Raw genomic sequence first — 17,888 nt, forward strand, 5'->3', positions numbered from 1 at the left:
CGCGATTGGAATATGGAGCGCTGACGCCCACAGCCTCGGCGCGGCTGGACGTCCTATTCGCCTGGCGACAAGGCCGCGAGCGGCGCGGTTCGATCAGCGGTGCGGCGCAAGACCGATACGACCTCTCTCACATCGTCAATGACGTCGGCCGCAGCTTCCGGCAACGACGTGCCGGTTGAGCTAGAAATCCCAGCCCCGTTGAGGACGGTGCTGGCCATGGCATGCAACTGAAGAAGTTGGTCCCTCAACCCACCCTCGCCAGACAACTGGCGGACCACCTCGTCAATCTCGTCGACGCTTTGCAGCAGCAATCGGGTGTCGAACGAGCCCTGTGCGGCTTCGAGAGCCGCCGCGTCCACCATGCCGTGTGCCGTTTGAACAGAGGATTCGCTGGTCATGACTGTCCTCGCCTTCCTTTACCCTTCGATGGGTCCTTGGCGACGCTCTCGGCGTTCGCCCTTGCCTGTCGGGCAGCCTGACGATACAGGGCGTCCTTCAGCCACGGTTCAACCGGCTTCTTCGGGTCCAGCGCGAAAGCCCCAAAGCGCTTTGTGTGCTGGCCGTAGGGACTCAGCCATGGGAAATCCTCCTCCCTGACCGGGTAGCCGCGAGAGATCAGATCCTCGATGACCATCATCGTGTCGACTGTGTTGTGCAACATCACGGCGGACGCCACGATGTCCTTGTGGCGTAAAGCCTTCTGCTGCTCGTTCGGATCGTTCTCCCAGACCCCGCCGCCGAAGTCGAGCCACTTAGAGAACGCGTGGTACTGCTCGATCTTGTTGGTCTGCCCCGTCACCTCCTGGCGCATCTCCTTGCTGTTGATCCAGCGCAGCAGATAGATCGTGCGCAAGACGCGGCCCAGCTCCCGAGCGGCTGCGTACACGCGGTTGCTGCGGCTGTTGTTGCTCAGCTTCCTGAGGATCACCGGCGAGGCCACATGGCCGGCCTCCATCGAGATCGCGATCTGCATCAGGTCCTTCCAATGGGACTTGATAAGGGCCCAGTCCACGACGTCGGTAAACAGCTTGTCGATGTGCTGGTACTTCGTCTTCCGGTCGACGCGGTAGAACTTCAGATCCTTCCAGCCGCGGATGCGAGGCATCAGGTCGATGCCACTGAGGTAGGTGAAGGCGAAGACGGTTTCCGACTGGCCATGGGTGTCTGAATAGACAGTGTCAGCCTGGACCGAAAGTCCCGCCTTCTGTAGGCCCTCGATCACGTACACCGCCTCCAGTACGCCAGGCGCGATGAAGTGGTGGAACACCGCCATGTAGTTGGTCGCCACGTGGCGATATGCCACGGCACCCATCTTCTTGTAGCGGAAGTGCATGCCGGCCAGTAGGTTCTGATCGTAGAAGTCGTAGTGCGTGCCGTCGGCGGCGACCTTGGTGGCATCACCCCAGTGCTTGGGCAGCGGCAACTGGAGGAACAACTCGCTCATCTCCCGGAACGCCGCATTGAGCTGGTCCAAGCTCATGTGCCGCCGATCTACGAACGAGAGCTGGTGCGCCGACATCTGGTTGACCAAGTGGCGCGAGGCCTGAACGACGCCCATGCCGGTGCCGCGCGCCCAGTTCACGACCAGGTAGCGGGCCGTCGCATTTCGGATCTTGGCGTCGTCCCCGCTCAGCGGGCCGTAGTGCCGCGTGAAGTTGGTCCAGTGCTCGATGTTCTGCAGCACGTCCAGCAGATGGCGGGACGGCATCTTGGCCGCGACCGCGGTATTGAGCGCAATGGCCGATTGAGGCACCTCCCTGGCCTGGGCACGTCGCAGCGACGGCTCGCCCGTGGGCCCGATGGTGACGTCGGATGCATGGTGCGGAAACTCTGTGTCGACCTCCATGGCCGTGTCGCCGAGTTGCTTTTGCAGGTCCTCGACGAAGGCCTCGGAGGTCGCCGGAATGCCTGCCCTCTCACAGTACTCGCTCAGCAGCTTCAGGCATTCGCTCCACGGCATCATCTTCTTGCGGTCATCAGCGAACTGGTCCGAACCCGCGATGCACACGTCGCCACTGCGCAGCTCGGTGGCCAGATAGCTGAAGACGCAGACCTCCAAGAAGCGGCGATTGGTCGGATGGCCGTGGCCGCCCGACCGCAATACGAGCTTGTGCCACTGCGAGGTTGCAAACGACAGGTCGACCTCGTCCGCTATCCATTCGGCCTTGGCGCCCTGGTTAGCCAGCACGATCTGCAGCGCATCGATCAGGCTCTTGTCCTGGCTCGTCGAGCCAAACTCCACCGCCCTGGCCATGCGGAACAGGGGCGCCCGCCAGGAATTGAACGGCTTGCGCAGCAGGGGCAGGTAGTTCTTGCCGCTCCAGACGCGGATCGCTTCACAGTCGGCGCGCAACTGGTCCAGGCTGCCGTGCGGTGCCAGCAGCTCTCGCACCCGCTTGCCCGTCTCCTCGTCGGACAGATCTTCAGCCAGCAGCTCGAGCACCCGCTCCAGCTTGGCCACAAGCTCCTCGCTGAGTTCGCGCTGGCGCGCCTGCAGTTCTTTCAGCTCCTCCTGGGCGGCGTTGTGGCAGGCTGTCAGCCGACGGATGAACATCTCCGCGATGTCGTCACGGGCGCGCACGCGCATCTGCCGGATCAGCGCCAGAGTCATCGTGTGGCGCTTGGCCTGCGAGAAGTCCTTCATTTCCCCGGCGTCGCGAGTCGTGGCCAGGTCGCAAAGGTACTTAAGCCTGGGCTGCGTCAAGCCTTCGAGGAGCGAGTCACTGTCCGGCAGCGATTCGAGCCAGCCAAGCTGCTCGAGCAGTTCATCAAGGTGCTGGCGCGACGCCTTCTTGGCCGACCGCTTCAGCTCGTTGTACCGGGTCTGCCAGTTGGATAACTCCGAGATCAACAACTCGTCCAGCCAACGCCGCTGGTCGTTGGTGAGTTTGCGCTCGACCCCGTCGAAGATGGCTTGCTCGGCAGCCTCGTGCTCCTTCTCAGCAATCTTGTGAAGCGTGCTGAAGCTCGGCAGTTCGTAGTCCTTGATCACGAGTTCCGTGGTCAGCGCGTTGATGACGTCGACCACGGTGTTGACGACCGAGCTGGCTCTGCGCGCGATGCGAACAGCCTCGGCCCGGGGCTTGGGCCCGCTGTACGGCCGGATCTTCAGGAAGGCGCGAACCTTGTCGTGGTCACGATACAAGGCCCCGTTCCCGCTGGCCTCGGGATACCGGAGCTGCTGCTGGGGCGCGAAGCCCAAGCAGACGGCCACATGCTCGACCACCTCTGGCGGAATGCTCTCTGCAGGCTGGAAGAAGTGCAGGTACTGGAAGCACTTCAACTGCACCGTCAGCGACAGCCGACGGTCTTCACCGCGCGAACTTGCAGCGACCCACTCCACCTCGTCTTTCGACGGAGTGAACAGCTTCCGCAGCTTTTGCGGTGTTAGGAGACGAGGAAATCGAGGATAGGCGGTGCGCTCAACGCTCGCCATGGGCCGGCGGGCGCGACGTCACATCCCGACTGCCAAACGTGGAGGCAATCACCCTGGCGCAATCAGGTCGCGCAGGGGTTGGCGGTTCGGGCGGCAAACTTCCGATGAAAACGGGCATAGAACAAACCTCAATGCTGTAGAACTTCGCCCCCGCGCTTGTCTCCACCCGTCGCCTCGTGAGCTCATCGGCTCTGTTTCAGTGCACCGTGGTGGTCGAGAGAAATGATAAGCAACACAGCTCGCCGTTGAACCTAGGGTTTGAGCGGAAGCCGCCGCTCTTCGACGCTCACGCAGCGAGCCCTTTGCCGTGATCTGGGCTTTGCGCAACCGCTCGCCCTCGTTCGGCGACGGTGATGGTGACCCAGGTGCCGATGCGGCCGCCGTCGTCCTCTTTCATCACTGGCGCGCTGACTGTCTGCGCTGCCGCACTCTCGTTCTCCGCACACGCCCAGATCATCAAGATCGACGGCTCGTCCACCGGAGCGGAGTCGGCCAGCGCGTGCGCAGCCGGTACGCCTTTATGCACGCCGCCGCTGGCTACAACGATCCGAACCAACCCCAGCCTGGCGCGTTCTTGTTTGAATCGCGAGCATGGCAAAGTACTCGGATGCGAAGGGTTAAGCATGAAGCGAGTTCGAGTCGCCCCTGGCAAGTTTGTTGCCGTCCCCAATGACGTGGCGTAAAGGGCGCAGCGCATCTTCGATCGGGGTCTGACTCGTGACCAGGTTAGGGATCAGCGGCGATGGAACCAAAGGGCGCGACCGGTCTGATCGCGGGCTCCCCAAAGCCACTTGTGATCGCCAAGCCCTGGACCGGTGCGGGCTGACGCTGGACGCGACGACCATCGAAGCCAGCGGCCGGCAGCGACGCCCGTGTGACCCGCTGGGTGCGAGCCTAGCGGGCCGAGCAAGACGCCGCACCGCGTAGTGCAGCCTTCGTGCCGATGAGCTTCGAGCTGGGCGACGCCTTCCAGTTCGACTGGAGCTGCGAGTACGTCTTCGTCGGCGGCATACGCCGACGGCTGCCGACAGCAGTACGGCGGGTCGGTGCAATGCCAGGCTCCGGTGATTCACGCGAACTCCCCTTGGCGGATAACCGGACTGATCCAGAAGCGCACACCGGTGAGCGCCAGTTCGAATTGCAGGTGCTTGAGAAGCTCCTCCATTCTTTCGGCGGGCACGATTGCCTTGACCAAGGCTGCAATACCGCCCGCAAGGCCTCCGTCATCATCCAGGTCGAAATGCTCGAACCCATGGGCGTAGACGGGCGAACAGAGATATGTCCTGCACACGCCGGAGGAGACAAGCGCACTGACAGTTCGCTCCTCCATAGCTATCGGCGCAAGCAGGTTCAGACATTGCATATCAGTCATGAGGGTCCTTGAACGTTTTCCCGACAAAGCAGCAAGCTCGGTCAACCTCAAGAGCACTTTGGCACCCCCCCGGACAGAGTCCGGGTGGGTCGACTACGAATCTGTCGTCAGCGGAGCAATGGCGTTAACTGGCCGACATATTGCTAGCTTGAAAAGTCAAGGCGCCAGCAACTTACTGACAAGCGACGCATTGCGGTAGGCCACCGCCAGCGCGTTCCTTATCCAGCCTTCCGCGCGACCACCCGCGATATGAAAGTTCGCGATCTCGAGGACATGTTTGAGCTTGAGCGCAGCCGCGTGGATCTCCGAACTGTCGTGTTCCAGTGAAATCTCCAGCCTGAGAATCTCCACGTGCCGGTCCGCATCGCGCAGATGGCTGCGCAACTGGCGCTGCCAAGGCTTGGACGGAGGGAGCCTCTCCAGCAAGGCCTGCACGATGACATCCACGTCGTTGATGCCCTTGCCGATCGCCTCAAAGTGAGCCGCGGCGGACTCTGGCGGGAAGTCCGATTCCGCCACTTGCGTCCCAACGTCCAGCAGGAGTTTTTGCGTCACTCGCGCACGCCCAGCTTGACGTCAGCCACGAGCCGACTCTTCATCGCCCTGTCTCGAAACGAGGGGTCGCCCATCTCCAACCGGTACCACTCGTTCCAGATCCACAGGCTGCCGACCAGATCCACGAACAGCACTTGTCCGGCGTCGCCCTGGACCTGTAGCACTCCATGCCCTTTGGCCCAGTTAAAGACCAGGAGGTGCTTTCCAGGCGGCACGGCGATCCGAATCAGCGAAGCCGGGATGGTCGTCACCAACCGCTCCCCGGCAATGCCCACCTTGACCCTATTGGCGGCATCTCCCCACCGGTGGCGGACGAGATAGATGGTCAGCTGACCGGCGACCGGCTCGAACCGCTTGGCTCGCGATTCGGCTTCTTCGTCAGGGACGGCTTCCGGCGTGCATATCGCCTTGATCCCGGGGCCATTCCTCGCGCGGTAGCACTGCGGTCCCACGGAGCTGCCCCGCAGGAAGCTTGCGCAACCGGGCAGTAGCAAGCTCCCGGTGACGCAGCTCATCCAAGCCAGTACTGCGCGCCTGTCCATGACTTCAGCTCCTTGGCCACCGCTGATGCTGGTCGTCGATCACGTATGCATGTGAGTGCTGCCGAGCGTCGTCCACGGCCGGGCTCTGCAGGTGCTCATCGCCTTCTTTCAGATCACCGTGGGTATGAGGAACCTCCACCGGATCGTCCTTGGGCCAAAGCCAGAGACTCGCGAACGTGGTCACTCCCGCCAGAATGCCCAGAGCGATGAAGCTGGCGTTCAGGCCGGCCTTGGCGCCCAGCCATCCGGCGACCGGGTAGGTGATGAGCCAACAGGCGTGCGAAAGCGCGAACTGCGCGGCGAAAAGCGCTGGTCGGTCCTGCTCGCTGGCCGAGCGGCGCAGCAGCCTGCCGGACGGCGTTTGAGCGAGGGAGTAGCCCATGCCCAACAGCAGCCACAGCACCACGAGCGCCGCATAGTTGCCCGTCGCCAAGGGTCCAAGCAGCAGGCCGATGGTCAGGACAGACGCGCCAAAGACCATGACGCGCCGGTCGGGCAAGCGCTCCAGGAGCTTGGGTAGCCCAAGGGCAATCAGCATGGAGCCGCCGCCGAAGGCCGCCAGTGCGCCGGCCGTGAAACGCTGGTTGAGCTGCAGCTGGCTCTGCACCAGCACCACCGTGTTGACGATGACCATGGCGCTGGCGGACGCGACAGCGAGGTTCAACGCTAGCAAGCCGCGCAGCCGCGGTGTGGAGAGGTAGATGCGGCTGCCGCGCGTGGTGCGCTCGTAGATGCTGCGCCGCGGCGGCTGCTTTGCCTTGGGGAGCACGGTAGAGACAACCAGTACGGCCGAGGCGACGAAACCCACAACCGTCCCAAGGAAAAGGCTGTGGAAGCTGACCACGGTCAGCAGTGCTGCAGCCAGCGCCGGACTGGCCAGGCTCTCAAGGTCATAGGCCAGGCGCGATAGCGACAAGGCCTTGGTGTAGTCCGCCTCCTTGGGCAGCACATCAGGGATCGTCGCCTGGAATGTGGGCGTGAAACCCGCAGAGGCCGACTGCAACACGAAGATCAGCACGTAGACCTGCCAGATCTCCGTGACGAAGGGCAGCACCAGCGCGACGGCGGCGCGCACGAGGTCCAGCGCAACCAGCAAGGTGCGGCGCGGCACCCTGTCGGCAAACGCCGAGGCGATGGGTGCGACGCCGATGTAGGCCACCATCTTGATGGCCAGCGCGGTGCCGAGCACTGCGCCCGCGTCCGCACCTGCCAAGTCGAAGGCCAGCAGGCCCAGTGCGACGGTGGCCAGCCCTGTTCCGACCAGCGCAATGACCTGGGCGAAGAAAAGGTGGCGGTACGTCCGATTGGCAAGGACATCCAACATGGCGGTGCTCCGCGAAAGGGGGACAGACGCCAGCAGGCGCAATGCCTGCTGGCGCCGCAACGGTCAAAGACCGATCAGTTGCCGGTGAAGTTGGCAGCGATGAAGTTGCCCTGCGGCGTGAAGAACATGTAGAGGTTCGCCTTGGACTTGTCGGCAGCGGCCGGATCCTTGAAGGTGACCTTCCATTCCTTGCCCTTCTGGCCATCGACCTGCTCGGGCGTGCCGGGCTTGATGCTCTGCCAGGACTTGTCGAGCTTGCCGCCGGCGATGAGCGCCTGCTGGCGCTTCACGGCGCAGCCCGACACGGTCTCGGCCTTGGCTGGCGTGTTGCCGTGGAAATGGCAGTCGCCGTCACCGCCGGCAAAGGCGGGAGCGGAGAGGCTGAATGCGGCCATGGCGGCCATCGAGACGAACAGTTTCTTCATGGAAAACTCCTTTGGTGGGGGGTGGGGGAAAACTCAAAGAACGCGGCCATCAGAGGCTCTCGCGTCCCGTGCGGGTGCTCTTGTCGATGTCCATGTCTTCATGCAGGTGCTTGTGCTCCTCCTCGGGGAAGCGCAGGTTCTCTGCATCGAAGTCGTGGTGGTAGCCGTGCAGTTGCATCAACAGCAACAGCGCGCCGAGCGTCATCAGTGCGTTGTTCGAGAACGTGCTGAACCGCTGGAACGACTCACGCTTGCGCCACAGGGACAGCAGGGCGACCATGACCACGAGAGCGGCGATCTGCCCGATCTCAACGCCGACGTTGAAGCTCAGGATCCGCATCAGCATGCTGAAGTTGTCGTCGCCCAGCGGCAGTTGCTGCAGGCGGGTGGACAGGCCGAAACCGTGCAGCAGCCCGAAGGCGAAGACGACACGCAGTAGGTTGGGCGACGGGCGGTTGAAGTACTTCTGGAAGCCGCCGTTGTTGTCGAACCCCTTGTAGATGACGCTGATCGCGATCAGTGCATCCACGAGCCAGAAGTTCCAGGTGATCTTCAGGAACGTCGCGAAGATCAGCGTGATGCAGTGGCCCAGCGTGAACGCCGTGACGAACTTGGCCACATCGGTGAACTTCGTGAGGAAGAACACCACACCGAACAGGAACAACAGGTGGTCGTAGCCGGTCAGCATGTGGCTGGCGCCCAGCCCGATGTACTGCAGGTAGCCGCCATCCAGCATGCGCTGCTTGTCGGCCTCGGAGATGCCGTGCGCCCAGGCGGCCGCGGCGGAGAGGAGCAGGCCCACCGCGAGCAGCGGCCGGGCAAGACGTTGGAACATGATTTCCTTTACTGCTGGTGAAAAATCAGGGAGACGGGGAAGCGCTCGCGCCTCCCCTATCAAGCTCAGGCTTGCGGCAGGGGTTCGGGTTCCGGCTCAGGCTTGGCCTGATCCGACCGCTTCAGGACGAGACCGCACAACGCGGGCAGGACCAGCAGCGTCAGGACCGTCGCGGTGATCAGGCCGCCGATCACGACCGTTGCCAGCGGCCGCTGTACCTCGGCCCCAGTGCCGGTACCGAACGCCATCGGGATGAAGCCCAAGGACGCGACCAGAGCGGTCATCAGGACGGGTCGCACGCGCTCCATCGCGCCTTCGATCACGGCCGCGCTAGTCGCCATGCCGTCTTCCAGCCGCTTACGGATTGCCGAAATCATCACGAGGCCGTTGAGCACCGCCACACCTGACACGGCGATGAATCCCACAGCAGCGGAGATCGAGAACGGAATGTCGCGAATAGCCAGCGTGAACACGCCGCCCGCCACTGCCATCGGGATGGTGGCCAACACCGTCGCCGTCAGCGCAGCGCTGCCGATGGCCAGGTAGAGGACCGCACTGATGAGCACCAGGCACGCCGGGATGATGATGGCCAGCCGCTTGGAAGCAGCCTGCAGGTTCTGGAACTGGCCGCCCCATTCGATCCACGCGCCGGTTGGCAGCTTGATCTCGGCGTCGATGCGCTTCTGCGCTTCGGCGACAAAGCTGCCCAGGTCCCGCCCGCTGACGTTCGCCTCGACATACAGGCGGCGCTTGCCGTTGTCACGACTGACCTCGTTCAGACCTTGCGTGAACTTGAACTGCACCAGCGAACCCAGCGGCACCGAAGCACGCGGCTTGCCGTCGACCGCGGGCAGCGTCACCGGCAATCCGCGCAGCTGGTCCAGATTGTTGCGTTGATCGCCTGGCAGGCGCACGACCAGGTCGAAGCGACGGTCACCCTCGAAGATCTGACCCGACGGCCGGCCTGCCAGCGCGGCGGACACCGTGTCGGCAACTTCCTTGAGCGTGAGGCCGTGGCGCGCAATCGCCACGCGGTCGAACTCGATGTCGAAGGTTGGGAACCCCGATGTCTGCGCCACGCGCGTATCGACCGCGCCCGGGATCTTCTTCAGCAACGCGGCGATGCGCTGGCCGGTCGCAGCCAACTGGTCGAGGTCGTCGCCGTAGATCTTGACGGCCACATCGCTGCGGACGCCGCCGATCAACTCGTTGAACCGCATCTCGATCGGTTGCGTCGCGTCGTAGGCATTGCCCACGATCGCCGACATCTTCTCGCGGATGCGCTCGACGACCTGCTCCTTGGTGGTCACGCCTTCGGGCCACTCGTTCTTGGGCTTCAGGATGACGTAGTTGTCGGAGGCGTTCGGAGGCATCGGGTCCGCCGCCAGGCTGGCCGTACCCGCCTTCGAGTAGACCGTCTTGACCTCAGGGAGGGTCAACAGGGTCCGCTCGATGGGCAGGTCCAGCGCGGCCGAGTCCTCGATCGACATCGAAGGAATGCGGACTGACGAGAGGTTCAGGTTCTGTTCGTCGAGCGTGGGCATGAACTCCTTGCCGACGAATCGGAAGGTGACCGCTGCCGCCGCCACTATGACGAGGCCGGTGACGATCGATGGCCACGGGTTGGCCACCGTACGCTGCAGCACCGGCAGGTACCGGTTCTTGGTCGCCTGGATCACCTTGACTTCGCGCTCCTCGATGTGCTTCGTCATCACGACGGCCAGCATGGCCGGCACGAAGGTGATGGACAGCACGAAGGCGGACGCGAGGGCCAGCATCAGCGTGATCACCATGGGCGAGAACATCTTGCCCTCGACGCCCTGGAAGCTCAGGCACGGCAGGAACACCAGGAAGATCACCAGCTGGCCGTATACGGTCGGCTTGATCATTTCCTTGGACGAAGCCATGACCTCCTGCAGGCGCTCGCCGAGCGTCAGCAAGCGGCCTTCCAGTGCCTGTCGATGGGCCAGGCGCCGCAAGGCGTTCTCGACCACGATGACGGCGCCGTCGATGATCAGACCGAAGTCCAGCGCACCGAGGCTCATCAGGTTGCCCGAGATGCCGAAGGAGTTCATGCCGATGGCGCTCATCAGCAGCGACAGCGGAATCACCAGCGCCGCGATGACGGCCGCGCGCCAGTTGCCCAGCAGGGCGAACAGGATGGCGACAACCAGCAGCGCACCCTCGGTCAGGTTCTTGGCGACGGTCTTGATGGTGGCCACCACCAGCTGGGAGCGGTCCAGCGTGGGCTCCAGCACGACGCCTTCCGGCAGCGTCTTCTTGATCTCTCCCAGCTTCTCGACCACGGCGGCGGCAACCGTCCGGCTGTTTTCGCCGACAAGCATCAGCGCGCTGCCGACGACCGCCTCATTGCCGTCGCGGCTGGCTGCACCGGTGCGAATCTCACCGCCGATCTTGACCGTGGCCACCTGGCCCACCGTGACCGGCACGCCGTTGCGTTGCGCGACAACCGTATTGGCGATCTGGTCCACGGAGCGCAGTCGGCCATCGGCACGGACGAGGTAGTTCTCGCCTGAGCGACGCAAGTAGTTGGCACCGATGGATAGATTCGAGTCTTCCAGCGCGCGACCGAGTTCACTCCAGTCCAGGCCGTAGGCCGCAAGACGCGTCAGGTCGGGCTCGACGACGTACTGCTTGACGAAGCCGCCCAGCGAGTCCACGTCAGCGACGCCGGGCGTCATGCGCAGCTGTGGCCGGACGATCCAGTCCTGCACCGTGCGGAGGTAGGCCAACTGCGAGACGGAATCGGGCAAGCGTTCGCCCTCGTCCGTCACGAAGCTGCCGTCCTTCTGCCAGCCGGCCTTGCCTTCAGCCGGTGCAGGCGCACCCTCGCCGCGCGGGTACTTGTACTCGACGCTGTAGTGCACCACCTCGCCGAGGCCAGTGGATACCGGTCCGAGGACGGGGTCGGCACCTTCGGGCAGGCTGGCCCGCGCCTGATTCAAGCGTTCGGTGACCTGCTGGCGCATGAAGTACAGGTTGGCGCTCTCCTTGAAGATCACCGTGACCTGGCTGAAGCCATTGCGCGAGAACGAGCGCATGTTCTCCACGCCGTTCAGGCCGGCAAGCGCTGTCTCGATCGGATAGGTCACTCGTTTTTCAACCTCGACCGGTGTCAGTGTCGGGACAACCGTGTTGATCTGTACCTGCTTGTTCGTGATGTCGGGCGTGACGTCGATGGGCAGCAAGTTGAGCTGCCAGGCGCCGAAGGCGGCGACGAGCGCCGTCAGAAACAGCACCATCCAACGGGCTCGAACCACGCCCTGGAGAAGAGCTTGGATCATTCGTCGTCTCCCGCGAGCTTCTTCGCCTCGGCCTTCAGCAGGAAGGCATTGCGGACGGCGACCTGCTGGCCCGACTTCAGGCCAGTGACGATCTGCGCCAGGCCACCGCTGCGCAGACCCACGTAGACCTGCTGGACGCGGAAGCCTTCAGGCGTGCGGAGGAACACGACATCCGTACCGTCGATGTTTTGCACCGCCTCTTCGGGCACGGCGACGCCCTGCGGCGTGGATTGACCGCGGGTCTGCAGGCGGACCTGCACACCTTCGCCGGCGAGGAGCGATTGCGCATCCGGCCCCGCCGTCGGAATGAGCACGACCGTGGCCGCACGCGTGGTGGCGCTGACGCCTGGCGTCAAGCCGCGAACCGTCACCGGCACCGGCTTGCCGGAGCGAGTCAGAACAGTAGCCGAGTCGCCCACTGCCACGCGACGCAGATCGTCCGCGGTCAGAGGCGCCTCGATCTGCACGGCACCGGGCATTCCCACACGGAACAGCTCAAGGTCCGGCGTCACGTGGGCGCCTGCAAGCGCAGTGATGGAAGTGATGCGGCCGGCGATGGGCGCCACGATATTGAGCGATCGGCCGTCGCTGCCGACGCGCGCGGCGCCTGCGACAGCAGCGGCCCGCTGAGCCTCAGCCTCAGCGACGTCCACATCTGCTTGAGCGGCTTCCAGCGCTTGACGAGGCGTGACGCCCTGGTCGAAGAGGCTCTTCTCACGGGCCAGCGTCTTGCGCGCCAGGTCGACCTTGGCTTGCGCCACGCGGCGGTCGCTCACCATGGTGGCGGCTTCGAGGCTCTCGATACTTGCGAGCACCTCACCTGCCTTGACGGTGTCGCCGAGGCGGCGCAAGACCCGGACCAATGTGCCGTTTGCGCGGCTCACCACGGCGGCTTCCGCGCCCGGTGCGGCCGTCACGACCGCAGGGAGCAGAAGCTCATTGCGGACGTCAGAGCCAGACGCGTTCTCGACAGTGATGTTGGCGGCGGTGATGTAGTCCGCCGGGATCTTCAGCTCGGGCGCGTCCTTCTTGGCCGCATTTGCGGTCGCTGCCGGCTTCGGTGCGGCGGCGGCTGGCGCCGGCTCTGCACCGCTCGAGCTGCGGCTCGCAATGCCGTAGCCCAGTGCTCCTGCACCGGCGGCGATGCAGGCCGCGATCAGCACTTGGTTCAGCTTGAATTTGCTTGTCATTGTGATTCTCCAAATGCGAGACGGCCCTGCGCCTGCGCGAGCGCTGCCAGGGAACGGACGCGCGCCAATCGCGCGTCGATGGTTGAACGTTGAGCTTCGGAATAAGCGCGACGAGCGAACAGCAGCTCGACAAGAGGCGTGCGTCCGGCGTCGTAGCCGATGCGGCCCAGTCGATAGCCTTCGGCGGACGCACGCTCGCCCTCAAGAGCAGCTTCCAGTTGCCCCTCCGCAGCCAGCAGTTGCGCCTGCGCCGATCGACGGGCTGCAGCTGTCTCCAGCCGGGCAGCCAGGACGCGTGCGTCGGCGGCCTGCACGCGCTGGCGCGCGGCGGCGACGCCGTCTCGATTGCGGTCGAACAACGGGATGGATGCGGACAAGCCGACCACATAGCCGTTCTGGGACGTCCAGGCATAGCGACGCACGCCGGCCGTCACGCTGAGGTCTGGAATCCAGCGCCGCTCTTCCACTTGCAGCCGGGCCTCGGAGGCCTCACGCTCGCTTTGCGCGACGCGCAGCGTGGGAGATTCGTCGGCTGCGGCGCCTGCGTCGGCTGCCGTGCTGAACAGGGATCCGGCGATGCCGGTGAAGCGCTCCTGGGACCCAACGAGTGCAGACAGCTCTTCCAGGGCCTGGGTCAGGTCGGCGGCGGCTGCGCGCTCGGCGCCACGGGCGGCAGCGGCACCGGCTTCTGCCTGCGCGACGCGGACACTGGCTTCCTTGCCTGCTTCGACTTGGGCGCGCGCGGCCCGCAAGTCGTCGCCGGCGCGGCTCAGTTCATCTGCTGCCACACGTTGCCGCCCTTGGGCCGCCTCGACCGTTCCGTAGGCGACGGCGAGCTTTGCAGCCCACAGCACTTCGGCTTCACGGCGCCTGGCTTCGGCCACATCGGAATCGCGGTCGGACACGGCGATGCGAGAGGCTCGCTTGCCGCCCAGTTCCAGCGGCTGACTGATGGAGAAGGTGATTTGACGCGGGCTCTGACCGCCGTTGCTCGGCGCGTTCAGGTCTTCAGAAAGTGCGTCGACCTTGGGATTGAGCCACTTGCGGCTCTGCGCCGCGTCCAGGCGCGCGGCTTCGGCATTGGCCTGCTGCTCAAGCAGGATGGGCGCCCGCGCCAGTGACTGTTGCAGCAGCACGCCGAAGGCCGGCGCGTCGGCTGCTTGGGAGGTGGTTGTTGAAAGGGTGAGCGCGAGCGCGAGGGCGCACAGCGCCAGGCTCGGTTGCGAGACGACATTGCGGCGGCTGGCAAGGCCAGCACCGCGCTGCCTCTGCACCGGCGCGCGAAGGGGAAATTGCGATGACATGAAAACTCCACGGACTGAGCGCGCGCTGGTGCGCGCCCGGGAAAAGCGGCTTGCGGCTTTTCAGGCGTGGAGCGGAGGGGCACGGCCTGCGGGGGGCAGGCTCTTGAAAGAGGTGAACTGCGGTGGCCCGCGGTCGGGCCAGTCAGGGACGGGCGTATCCACTTCGATGGCCGGGAAGGCCACCACGAACGCCGCTACAGAAAGCAGCGCATCGGAAACCGATTGAACGCCGCTCAGCTCCGACGCGGCCTGCGAGCGCAGCGCGATGGCAGGGTGGCCAGCTTGCAGCCCATCATGGCTGTCCTCAGCATGCGATTCGAAGGCCAGGGAATCCCCGGAGGGGCTGTGCAAAGCGGCCAAGCCAGCGTCGGCATCAATGCCGAAGTCATGGTGATGCTGGTGAAACGGTGCGCTGACCTGGTCAAACACCAGAACCATGACCAGCAACAAGCGAAACGCCCACACCCAGCCGCGCTGCTGGGGGGCAACCCCGTCGCGCGAGCATGTTCGTGGGATGACGCTGATTGGCTTCACGATCCTCTGAAATGTTGAGTTAGTTCGCTGTGCTCATGTACCGCCTCGAGCAGGAGCTGAGGGTCGTTGATAGTATCACTGCGGCGGTCTTGGAGGTGTTCCAAGATCACGAGTGACCAAGGTTTCTGTTGCAAACAGTGTCCCCGATCCGGGGTACTTTGGCAAGGTACTGGGGGCCAGTACCATGAAGTCATGGGCAGCGTGTACTACTTCCTCACGCTTCCGGCCATCGTCATGGTGCTCGGAGGGTGGCTGGCGTCGTTCTGGCAGCCCAGCAAGACGCTGATCTCGAATGTTCAGCACGTCGCAGCCGGCATCATCTTGGCTGCGATCACCATCGAGGTGTTCCCAGAGATGCGTCAGTCGACAGCATCTCCACAAGCGCTGGTGGGCATGTTCGCCTTTGGCGTGCTGTTCATGTTCGGTGTTCAGCGCCTGGGATCCTGGCTGGAGGCGCGCGCAGCGAACACTGCGCCAGGCAGCAATTCCGCGCAACTCAACTACGGACTGGTCATCACCGTGTTCCTCGACGCGGCGCTGGACGGCGTGACGATCGGTGCCGGCTTTGCGGCTGGAGAGAAGGTTGGCTTCGCGCTGGCCATTGGCCTGTCCGCTGAAATGCTGTTCCTGGGCATGTCCCTGGTTTCCGAGGCGATCCAAGGCCGACGTGTGCTCTGGGTGTGCGTGGCGCTTGCCGCGACGCTCCTGACGACTGCACTGGTCGGCTATCGGAGCTTGAGCGCCCTGCCCGCATCGACGGTGGCTGTCGTCCTGGCGTTTTCCGCGGCGGCGTTGCTGTACCTCGTCACGGAGGAGTTGCTGGTAGAGGCACATGTGCACGAAGAGAAGCCCTACTCGATGCTCGTGTTGTTCGCCGGCTTCGTGGGTTTCTGGGTGATCACGCTGTTCTGAGCGGGCACGCCCCCTTTGACGCTGAACCCGATGGTCGTGTAGCTGTCGGTGGACGTGGCCCCTGCGGTGCCGCCATGCATGCGAGAGATGGCGGCGACGATGGACAGACCCAGGCCATGGTTCCTGCTTGCATCCGTCCTGGACGCGTCGATCCGATAGAAGCGGTCGAACAATCGAGGCAAATGCTCGGGCGGGATGGGACTACCAATGTTGCAGACGCTCAACGTGGCTCCGCCATCCGGTTCATCATCAATGTCGATCCAGATGGTCGATCCCCTGATCGCAAAACGGGTCGCGTTGCCGACCAGGTTCGACAGCGCGCGCCGGATCAACCCCGCATCGACGGCAAGCGTGGCATCGCCCCGAATCTCGGTCTGCAGACCCGCTTCATGAAGCGCAGCCTCGTGATAGTCGACCACTTCACCGGCAAGCTGCGCAAGACTCTGGGCCAGCCCACGCCGCGCGACTGCGCCCCGTTCCGCGTTCGACAGGAACAGCATGTCCGCCACGATCATGGCAATCCTGCGGAGTTCCTCTAGATTGGATTCCAGCAGTTCTCGTAGCTCGGCCGTAGATCGCGGGCGGCGCAAGGCCACTTCGCAACTGCCAATCAGGATGGATAACGGGCTGTTGAGCTCGTGGGCCACGTCGGCGTTGAAGGCCTCCATCTGTGTGTAGGCACTGGACAGTCGCCCAAGCAACGCATTGGTCTGCGCGATGAGTGGCTGCAACTCCTCGGCCTGTTCACCGCCATCCAGCCGCACGTCCAGGCGGCTCGCACTCACCGCCGAGGTTTGTCGCACCAGGGTGCGCAAGGGGTGCAAGCCGCGCGACACCAACACATAGCCGCCCACGCAAATGATGCTGGAGCCTGCCAGCGCCGCGAGCGCCAGCGTCCAAGCCAGCCTTTCAAGCAAGTCACTGTCGCGGCGCATGTCGAGTACCAAGGTCGCGCGCCCTTCGCCCAGGTTGGCCGGTAACTTCACGTCGAACCGTCTGAGCTTCGTTTTCGCGTCCTTGGGCGGCTGCAGCTCCGACTTCGCAATGAGGTGGCCACCGCCATCCAGCACGCTCAACGACAGCTCGTCATGCCCGGCCAGATAGTCGTTGAGCATGTGGCGCACGCTGGACACGTCGCTGAGGTTGCGACCGTCCAGAAGGAGGTGCTCGATGGCCTCTTCCTTCTGGTCGAGTGTGGCTTCTTGCCGCTCAGCGAGCGTGAGGGCGATGACGATGTAGACGACGATGCATACACCGCCAAGCGCCAGCACGGACTGCAGCGCCAACCAACGGGAGATTCGGCGTCGAAGGCTTCCACCATGCCGCAGAGGCAAGTTCATGAGCCGCGAGCCTCCAGCACATACCCCATGCCGCGCACTGTGTGCAGCAACGGCTTTTCGAAAGGTTGATCAAGCTTGATGCGCAGGCGTCGGATCGCGACCTCGACGACGTTGGTTTCGCTGTCGAAGTTCATGTCCCAAACGCGCTCTGCGATCTCTGTGCGCGACAGCACTTCCCCCTGGCGCTGCAACAGCAGCGTCAGCAGGCTGAACTCCTTCACCGTCAGCTCAAGTCGCTGGCCCGCCCGCACTGCTTTGCGACGCAGCAGGTCAACCTCCAAATCAGCCACCCGCAGGACGCCCGAGTCGAATGCCGACCGGACGACACCCTGCCGACGCAACAGCGCCTGGATGCGCGCCACCAGCTCGGAGAAGGCGAAAGGTTTGACAAGATAGTCATCGGCGCCGCTCTGCAGGCCTTGGACACGGTCCTCGATCCCGCCGCGAGCCGTGAGCATCAGCACTGGCGTTGACTTGGTCTTGCGCAGCGCTGCAAGCACTGCGAGACCGTCGATGCCAGGAAGCATCGCATCAAGGATCACCAAGTCGAAATCGTGCACCGATGCGAGGTAAAGACCATCGACACCGTTGTAGGCGACCTCGATGACATACCCCTCCTCCGTCAACCCTTTGCGCAGGTATGACGCGGCCTTGGGTTCATCTTCGACAACCAACAGCTTCATGGGTAGCGGAATTCAAGGAAGGGAGCTCGACGGATATGACTCGTGAGGTGGCACGTCACGAAAAAGCTCGCCTGGCGGGGAGCACCAGGCGAGCCCCCATCTTTCGATGGGTACACCGCGCGCGGCGCGAA

16 protein-coding genes are annotated in these 17,888 nt (G+C 64.0%); 1 reads left to right on the top strand and 15 read right to left on the bottom strand.

Features of this window, described 5'->3' with window-relative positions; translation table 11 throughout:
* Positions 1–53: 53 nt before the first annotated feature.
* From tnpC to ABG80_RS09830, 13 genes are all read right to left on the bottom strand, one after another.
* Positions 54–398, bottom strand: coding sequence for a Tn3 family transposase post-transcriptional regulator TnpC (gene tnpC / locus ABG80_RS09770; protein WP_067511783.1), 345 nt, complete (start codon positions 396–398; stop codon positions 54–56).
* Positions 395–3,436, bottom strand: a complete 3,042-nt coding sequence (locus ABG80_RS09775; RefSeq protein WP_058087522.1) for a Tn3 family transposase — start codon at positions 3,434–3,436, stop codon at positions 395–397. The genes tnpC and ABG80_RS09775 overlap by 4 nt, the downstream gene beginning before the upstream one ends.
* 286 nt (positions 3,437–3,722) lie before the next feature.
* The gene (locus tag ABG80_RS09780) at positions 3,723–4,061 is read right to left on the bottom strand and encodes a hypothetical protein (RefSeq protein ID WP_148496246.1); all 339 of its coding nucleotides are present in this window, start codon (positions 4,059–4,061) and stop codon (positions 3,723–3,725) included.
* 444 nt (positions 4,062–4,505) lie between these two features.
* Positions 4,506–4,808 (bottom strand): DUF3240 family protein, encoded by a 303-nt coding sequence (locus ABG80_RS09785; RefSeq protein WP_058087523.1) that lies wholly within the window; start codon positions 4,806–4,808, stop codon positions 4,506–4,508.
* Between the two features lie 156 nt (positions 4,809–4,964).
* The gene (locus ABG80_RS09790) at positions 4,965–5,363 is read right to left on the bottom strand and encodes a hypothetical protein (protein ID WP_009238030.1); all 399 of its coding nucleotides are present in this window, start codon (positions 5,361–5,363) and stop codon (positions 4,965–4,967) included.
* Entirely contained in the window at positions 5,360–5,905 is a 546-nt protein-coding gene (locus tag ABG80_RS09795) for a hypothetical protein (protein WP_009238029.1), read from the bottom strand. The genes ABG80_RS09790 and ABG80_RS09795 overlap by 4 nt, the downstream gene beginning before the upstream one ends.
* A 4-nt stretch (positions 5,906–5,909) precedes the next feature.
* Entirely contained in the window at positions 5,910–7,229 is a 1,320-nt protein-coding gene (locus tag ABG80_RS09800) for an MFS transporter (protein ID WP_009238028.1), read from the bottom strand.
* Positions 7,230–7,303: 74 nt separating this feature from the next.
* The gene (locus ABG80_RS09805) at positions 7,304–7,654 is read right to left on the bottom strand and encodes a DUF6488 family protein (RefSeq protein WP_009238027.1); all 351 of its coding nucleotides are present in this window, start codon (positions 7,652–7,654) and stop codon (positions 7,304–7,306) included.
* Positions 7,655–7,703: 49 nt separating this feature from the next.
* Positions 7,704–8,489 (bottom strand): HupE/UreJ family protein, encoded by a 786-nt coding sequence (locus tag ABG80_RS09810; RefSeq protein ID WP_009238026.1) that lies wholly within the window; start codon positions 8,487–8,489, stop codon positions 7,704–7,706.
* Positions 8,490–8,554: 65 nt separating this feature from the next.
* Positions 8,555–11,794, bottom strand: coding sequence for a CusA/CzcA family heavy metal efflux RND transporter (locus ABG80_RS09815; RefSeq protein WP_058087524.1), 3,240 nt, complete (start codon positions 11,792–11,794; stop codon positions 8,555–8,557).
* A complete protein-coding gene (locus ABG80_RS09820; RefSeq protein ID WP_009238024.1) occupies positions 11,791–12,984 on the bottom strand; it encodes an efflux RND transporter periplasmic adaptor subunit in 1,194 nt (397 codons plus the stop codon). Before ABG80_RS09820 ends, ABG80_RS09815 begins: the two co-directional genes overlap by 4 nt.
* Positions 12,981–14,288, bottom strand: a complete 1,308-nt coding sequence (locus ABG80_RS09825; protein ID WP_058087525.1) for a TolC family protein — start codon at positions 14,286–14,288, stop codon at positions 12,981–12,983. Before ABG80_RS09825 ends, ABG80_RS09820 begins: the two co-directional genes overlap by 4 nt.
* Before the next feature lie 60 nt (positions 14,289–14,348).
* Positions 14,349–14,738: a hypothetical protein gene (locus ABG80_RS09830; RefSeq protein WP_017510856.1), complete on the bottom strand. Its 390-nt coding sequence runs from the start codon at positions 14,736–14,738 to the stop codon at positions 14,349–14,351.
* Positions 14,739–15,014: 276 nt separating this feature from the next.
* On the opposite strand from ABG80_RS09830, the gene ABG80_RS09835 reads away from it, so the two are divergent.
* Positions 15,015–15,734 carry a ZIP family metal transporter gene (locus ABG80_RS09835; protein WP_009238021.1) on the top strand — a complete coding sequence of 240 codons (720 nt, stop codon included), beginning with the start codon at positions 15,015–15,017 and terminating at the stop codon, positions 15,732–15,734.
* Here the strand turns inward: ABG80_RS09835 and ABG80_RS09840 are convergent.
* Together ABG80_RS09840 and ABG80_RS09845 are read right to left on the bottom strand one after the other, a co-directional pair.
* Positions 15,674–17,074, bottom strand: a complete 1,401-nt coding sequence (locus ABG80_RS09840; RefSeq protein WP_051068934.1) for a heavy metal sensor histidine kinase — start codon at positions 17,072–17,074, stop codon at positions 15,674–15,676. The genes ABG80_RS09835 and ABG80_RS09840 overlap by 61 nt on opposite strands.
* Complete coding sequence (locus ABG80_RS09845; RefSeq protein ID WP_058087526.1) at positions 17,071–17,757, bottom strand: heavy metal response regulator transcription factor; 687 nt, start codon at positions 17,755–17,757, stop codon at positions 17,071–17,073. Before ABG80_RS09845 ends, ABG80_RS09840 begins: the two co-directional genes overlap by 4 nt.
* Positions 17,758–17,888: the final 131 nt, after the last annotated feature.

Origin of the sequence: Aquabacterium parvum (assembly GCF_001447195.1) — a bacterium.
Lineage (GTDB): Bacteria > Pseudomonadota > Gammaproteobacteria > Burkholderiales > Burkholderiaceae_C > Aquabacterium > Aquabacterium parvum.

What these genes read in the sequence shown, in the direction of transcription:
- tnpC (WP_067511783.1), bottom strand. Translation starts at nt 398, where the DNA reads ATGACCAGCGAATCCTCTGTTCAAACGGCACACGGCATGGTGGACGCG.
- ABG80_RS09775 (WP_058087522.1), bottom strand. Translation starts at nt 3,436, where the DNA reads ATGGCGAGCGTTGAGCGCACCGCCTATCCTCGATTTCCTCGTCTCCTA.
- ABG80_RS09780 (WP_148496246.1), bottom strand. Translation starts at nt 4,061, where the DNA reads ATGCTTAACCCTTCGCATCCGAGTACTTTGCCATGCTCGCGATTCAAA.
- ABG80_RS09785 (WP_058087523.1), bottom strand. Translation starts at nt 4,808, where the DNA reads ATGACTGATATGCAATGTCTGAACCTGCTTGCGCCGATAGCTATGGAG.
- ABG80_RS09795 (WP_009238029.1), bottom strand. Translation starts at nt 5,905, where the DNA reads ATGGACAGGCGCGCAGTACTGGCTTGGATGAGCTGCGTCACCGGGAGC.
- ABG80_RS09800 (WP_009238028.1), bottom strand. Translation starts at nt 7,229, where the DNA reads ATGTTGGATGTCCTTGCCAATCGGACGTACCGCCACCTTTTCTTCGCC.
- ABG80_RS09805 (WP_009238027.1), bottom strand. Translation starts at nt 7,654, where the DNA reads ATGAAGAAACTGTTCGTCTCGATGGCCGCCATGGCCGCATTCAGCCTC.
- ABG80_RS09810 (WP_009238026.1), bottom strand. Translation starts at nt 8,489, where the DNA reads ATGTTCCAACGTCTTGCCCGGCCGCTGCTCGCGGTGGGCCTGCTCCTC.
- ABG80_RS09815 (WP_058087524.1), bottom strand. Translation starts at nt 11,794, where the DNA reads ATGATCCAAGCTCTTCTCCAGGGCGTGGTTCGAGCCCGTTGGATGGTG.
- ABG80_RS09820 (WP_009238024.1), bottom strand. Translation starts at nt 12,984, where the DNA reads ATGACAAGCAAATTCAAGCTGAACCAAGTGCTGATCGCGGCCTGCATC.
- ABG80_RS09825 (WP_058087525.1), bottom strand. Translation starts at nt 14,288, where the DNA reads ATGTCATCGCAATTTCCCCTTCGCGCGCCGGTGCAGAGGCAGCGCGGT.
- ABG80_RS09835 (WP_009238021.1), top strand. Translation starts at nt 15,015, where the DNA reads ATGGGCAGCGTGTACTACTTCCTCACGCTTCCGGCCATCGTCATGGTG.
- ABG80_RS09840 (WP_051068934.1), bottom strand. Translation starts at nt 17,074, where the DNA reads ATGAACTTGCCTCTGCGGCATGGTGGAAGCCTTCGACGCCGAATCTCC.
- ABG80_RS09845 (WP_058087526.1), bottom strand. Translation starts at nt 17,757, where the DNA reads ATGAAGCTGTTGGTTGTCGAAGATGAACCCAAGGCCGCGTCATACCTG.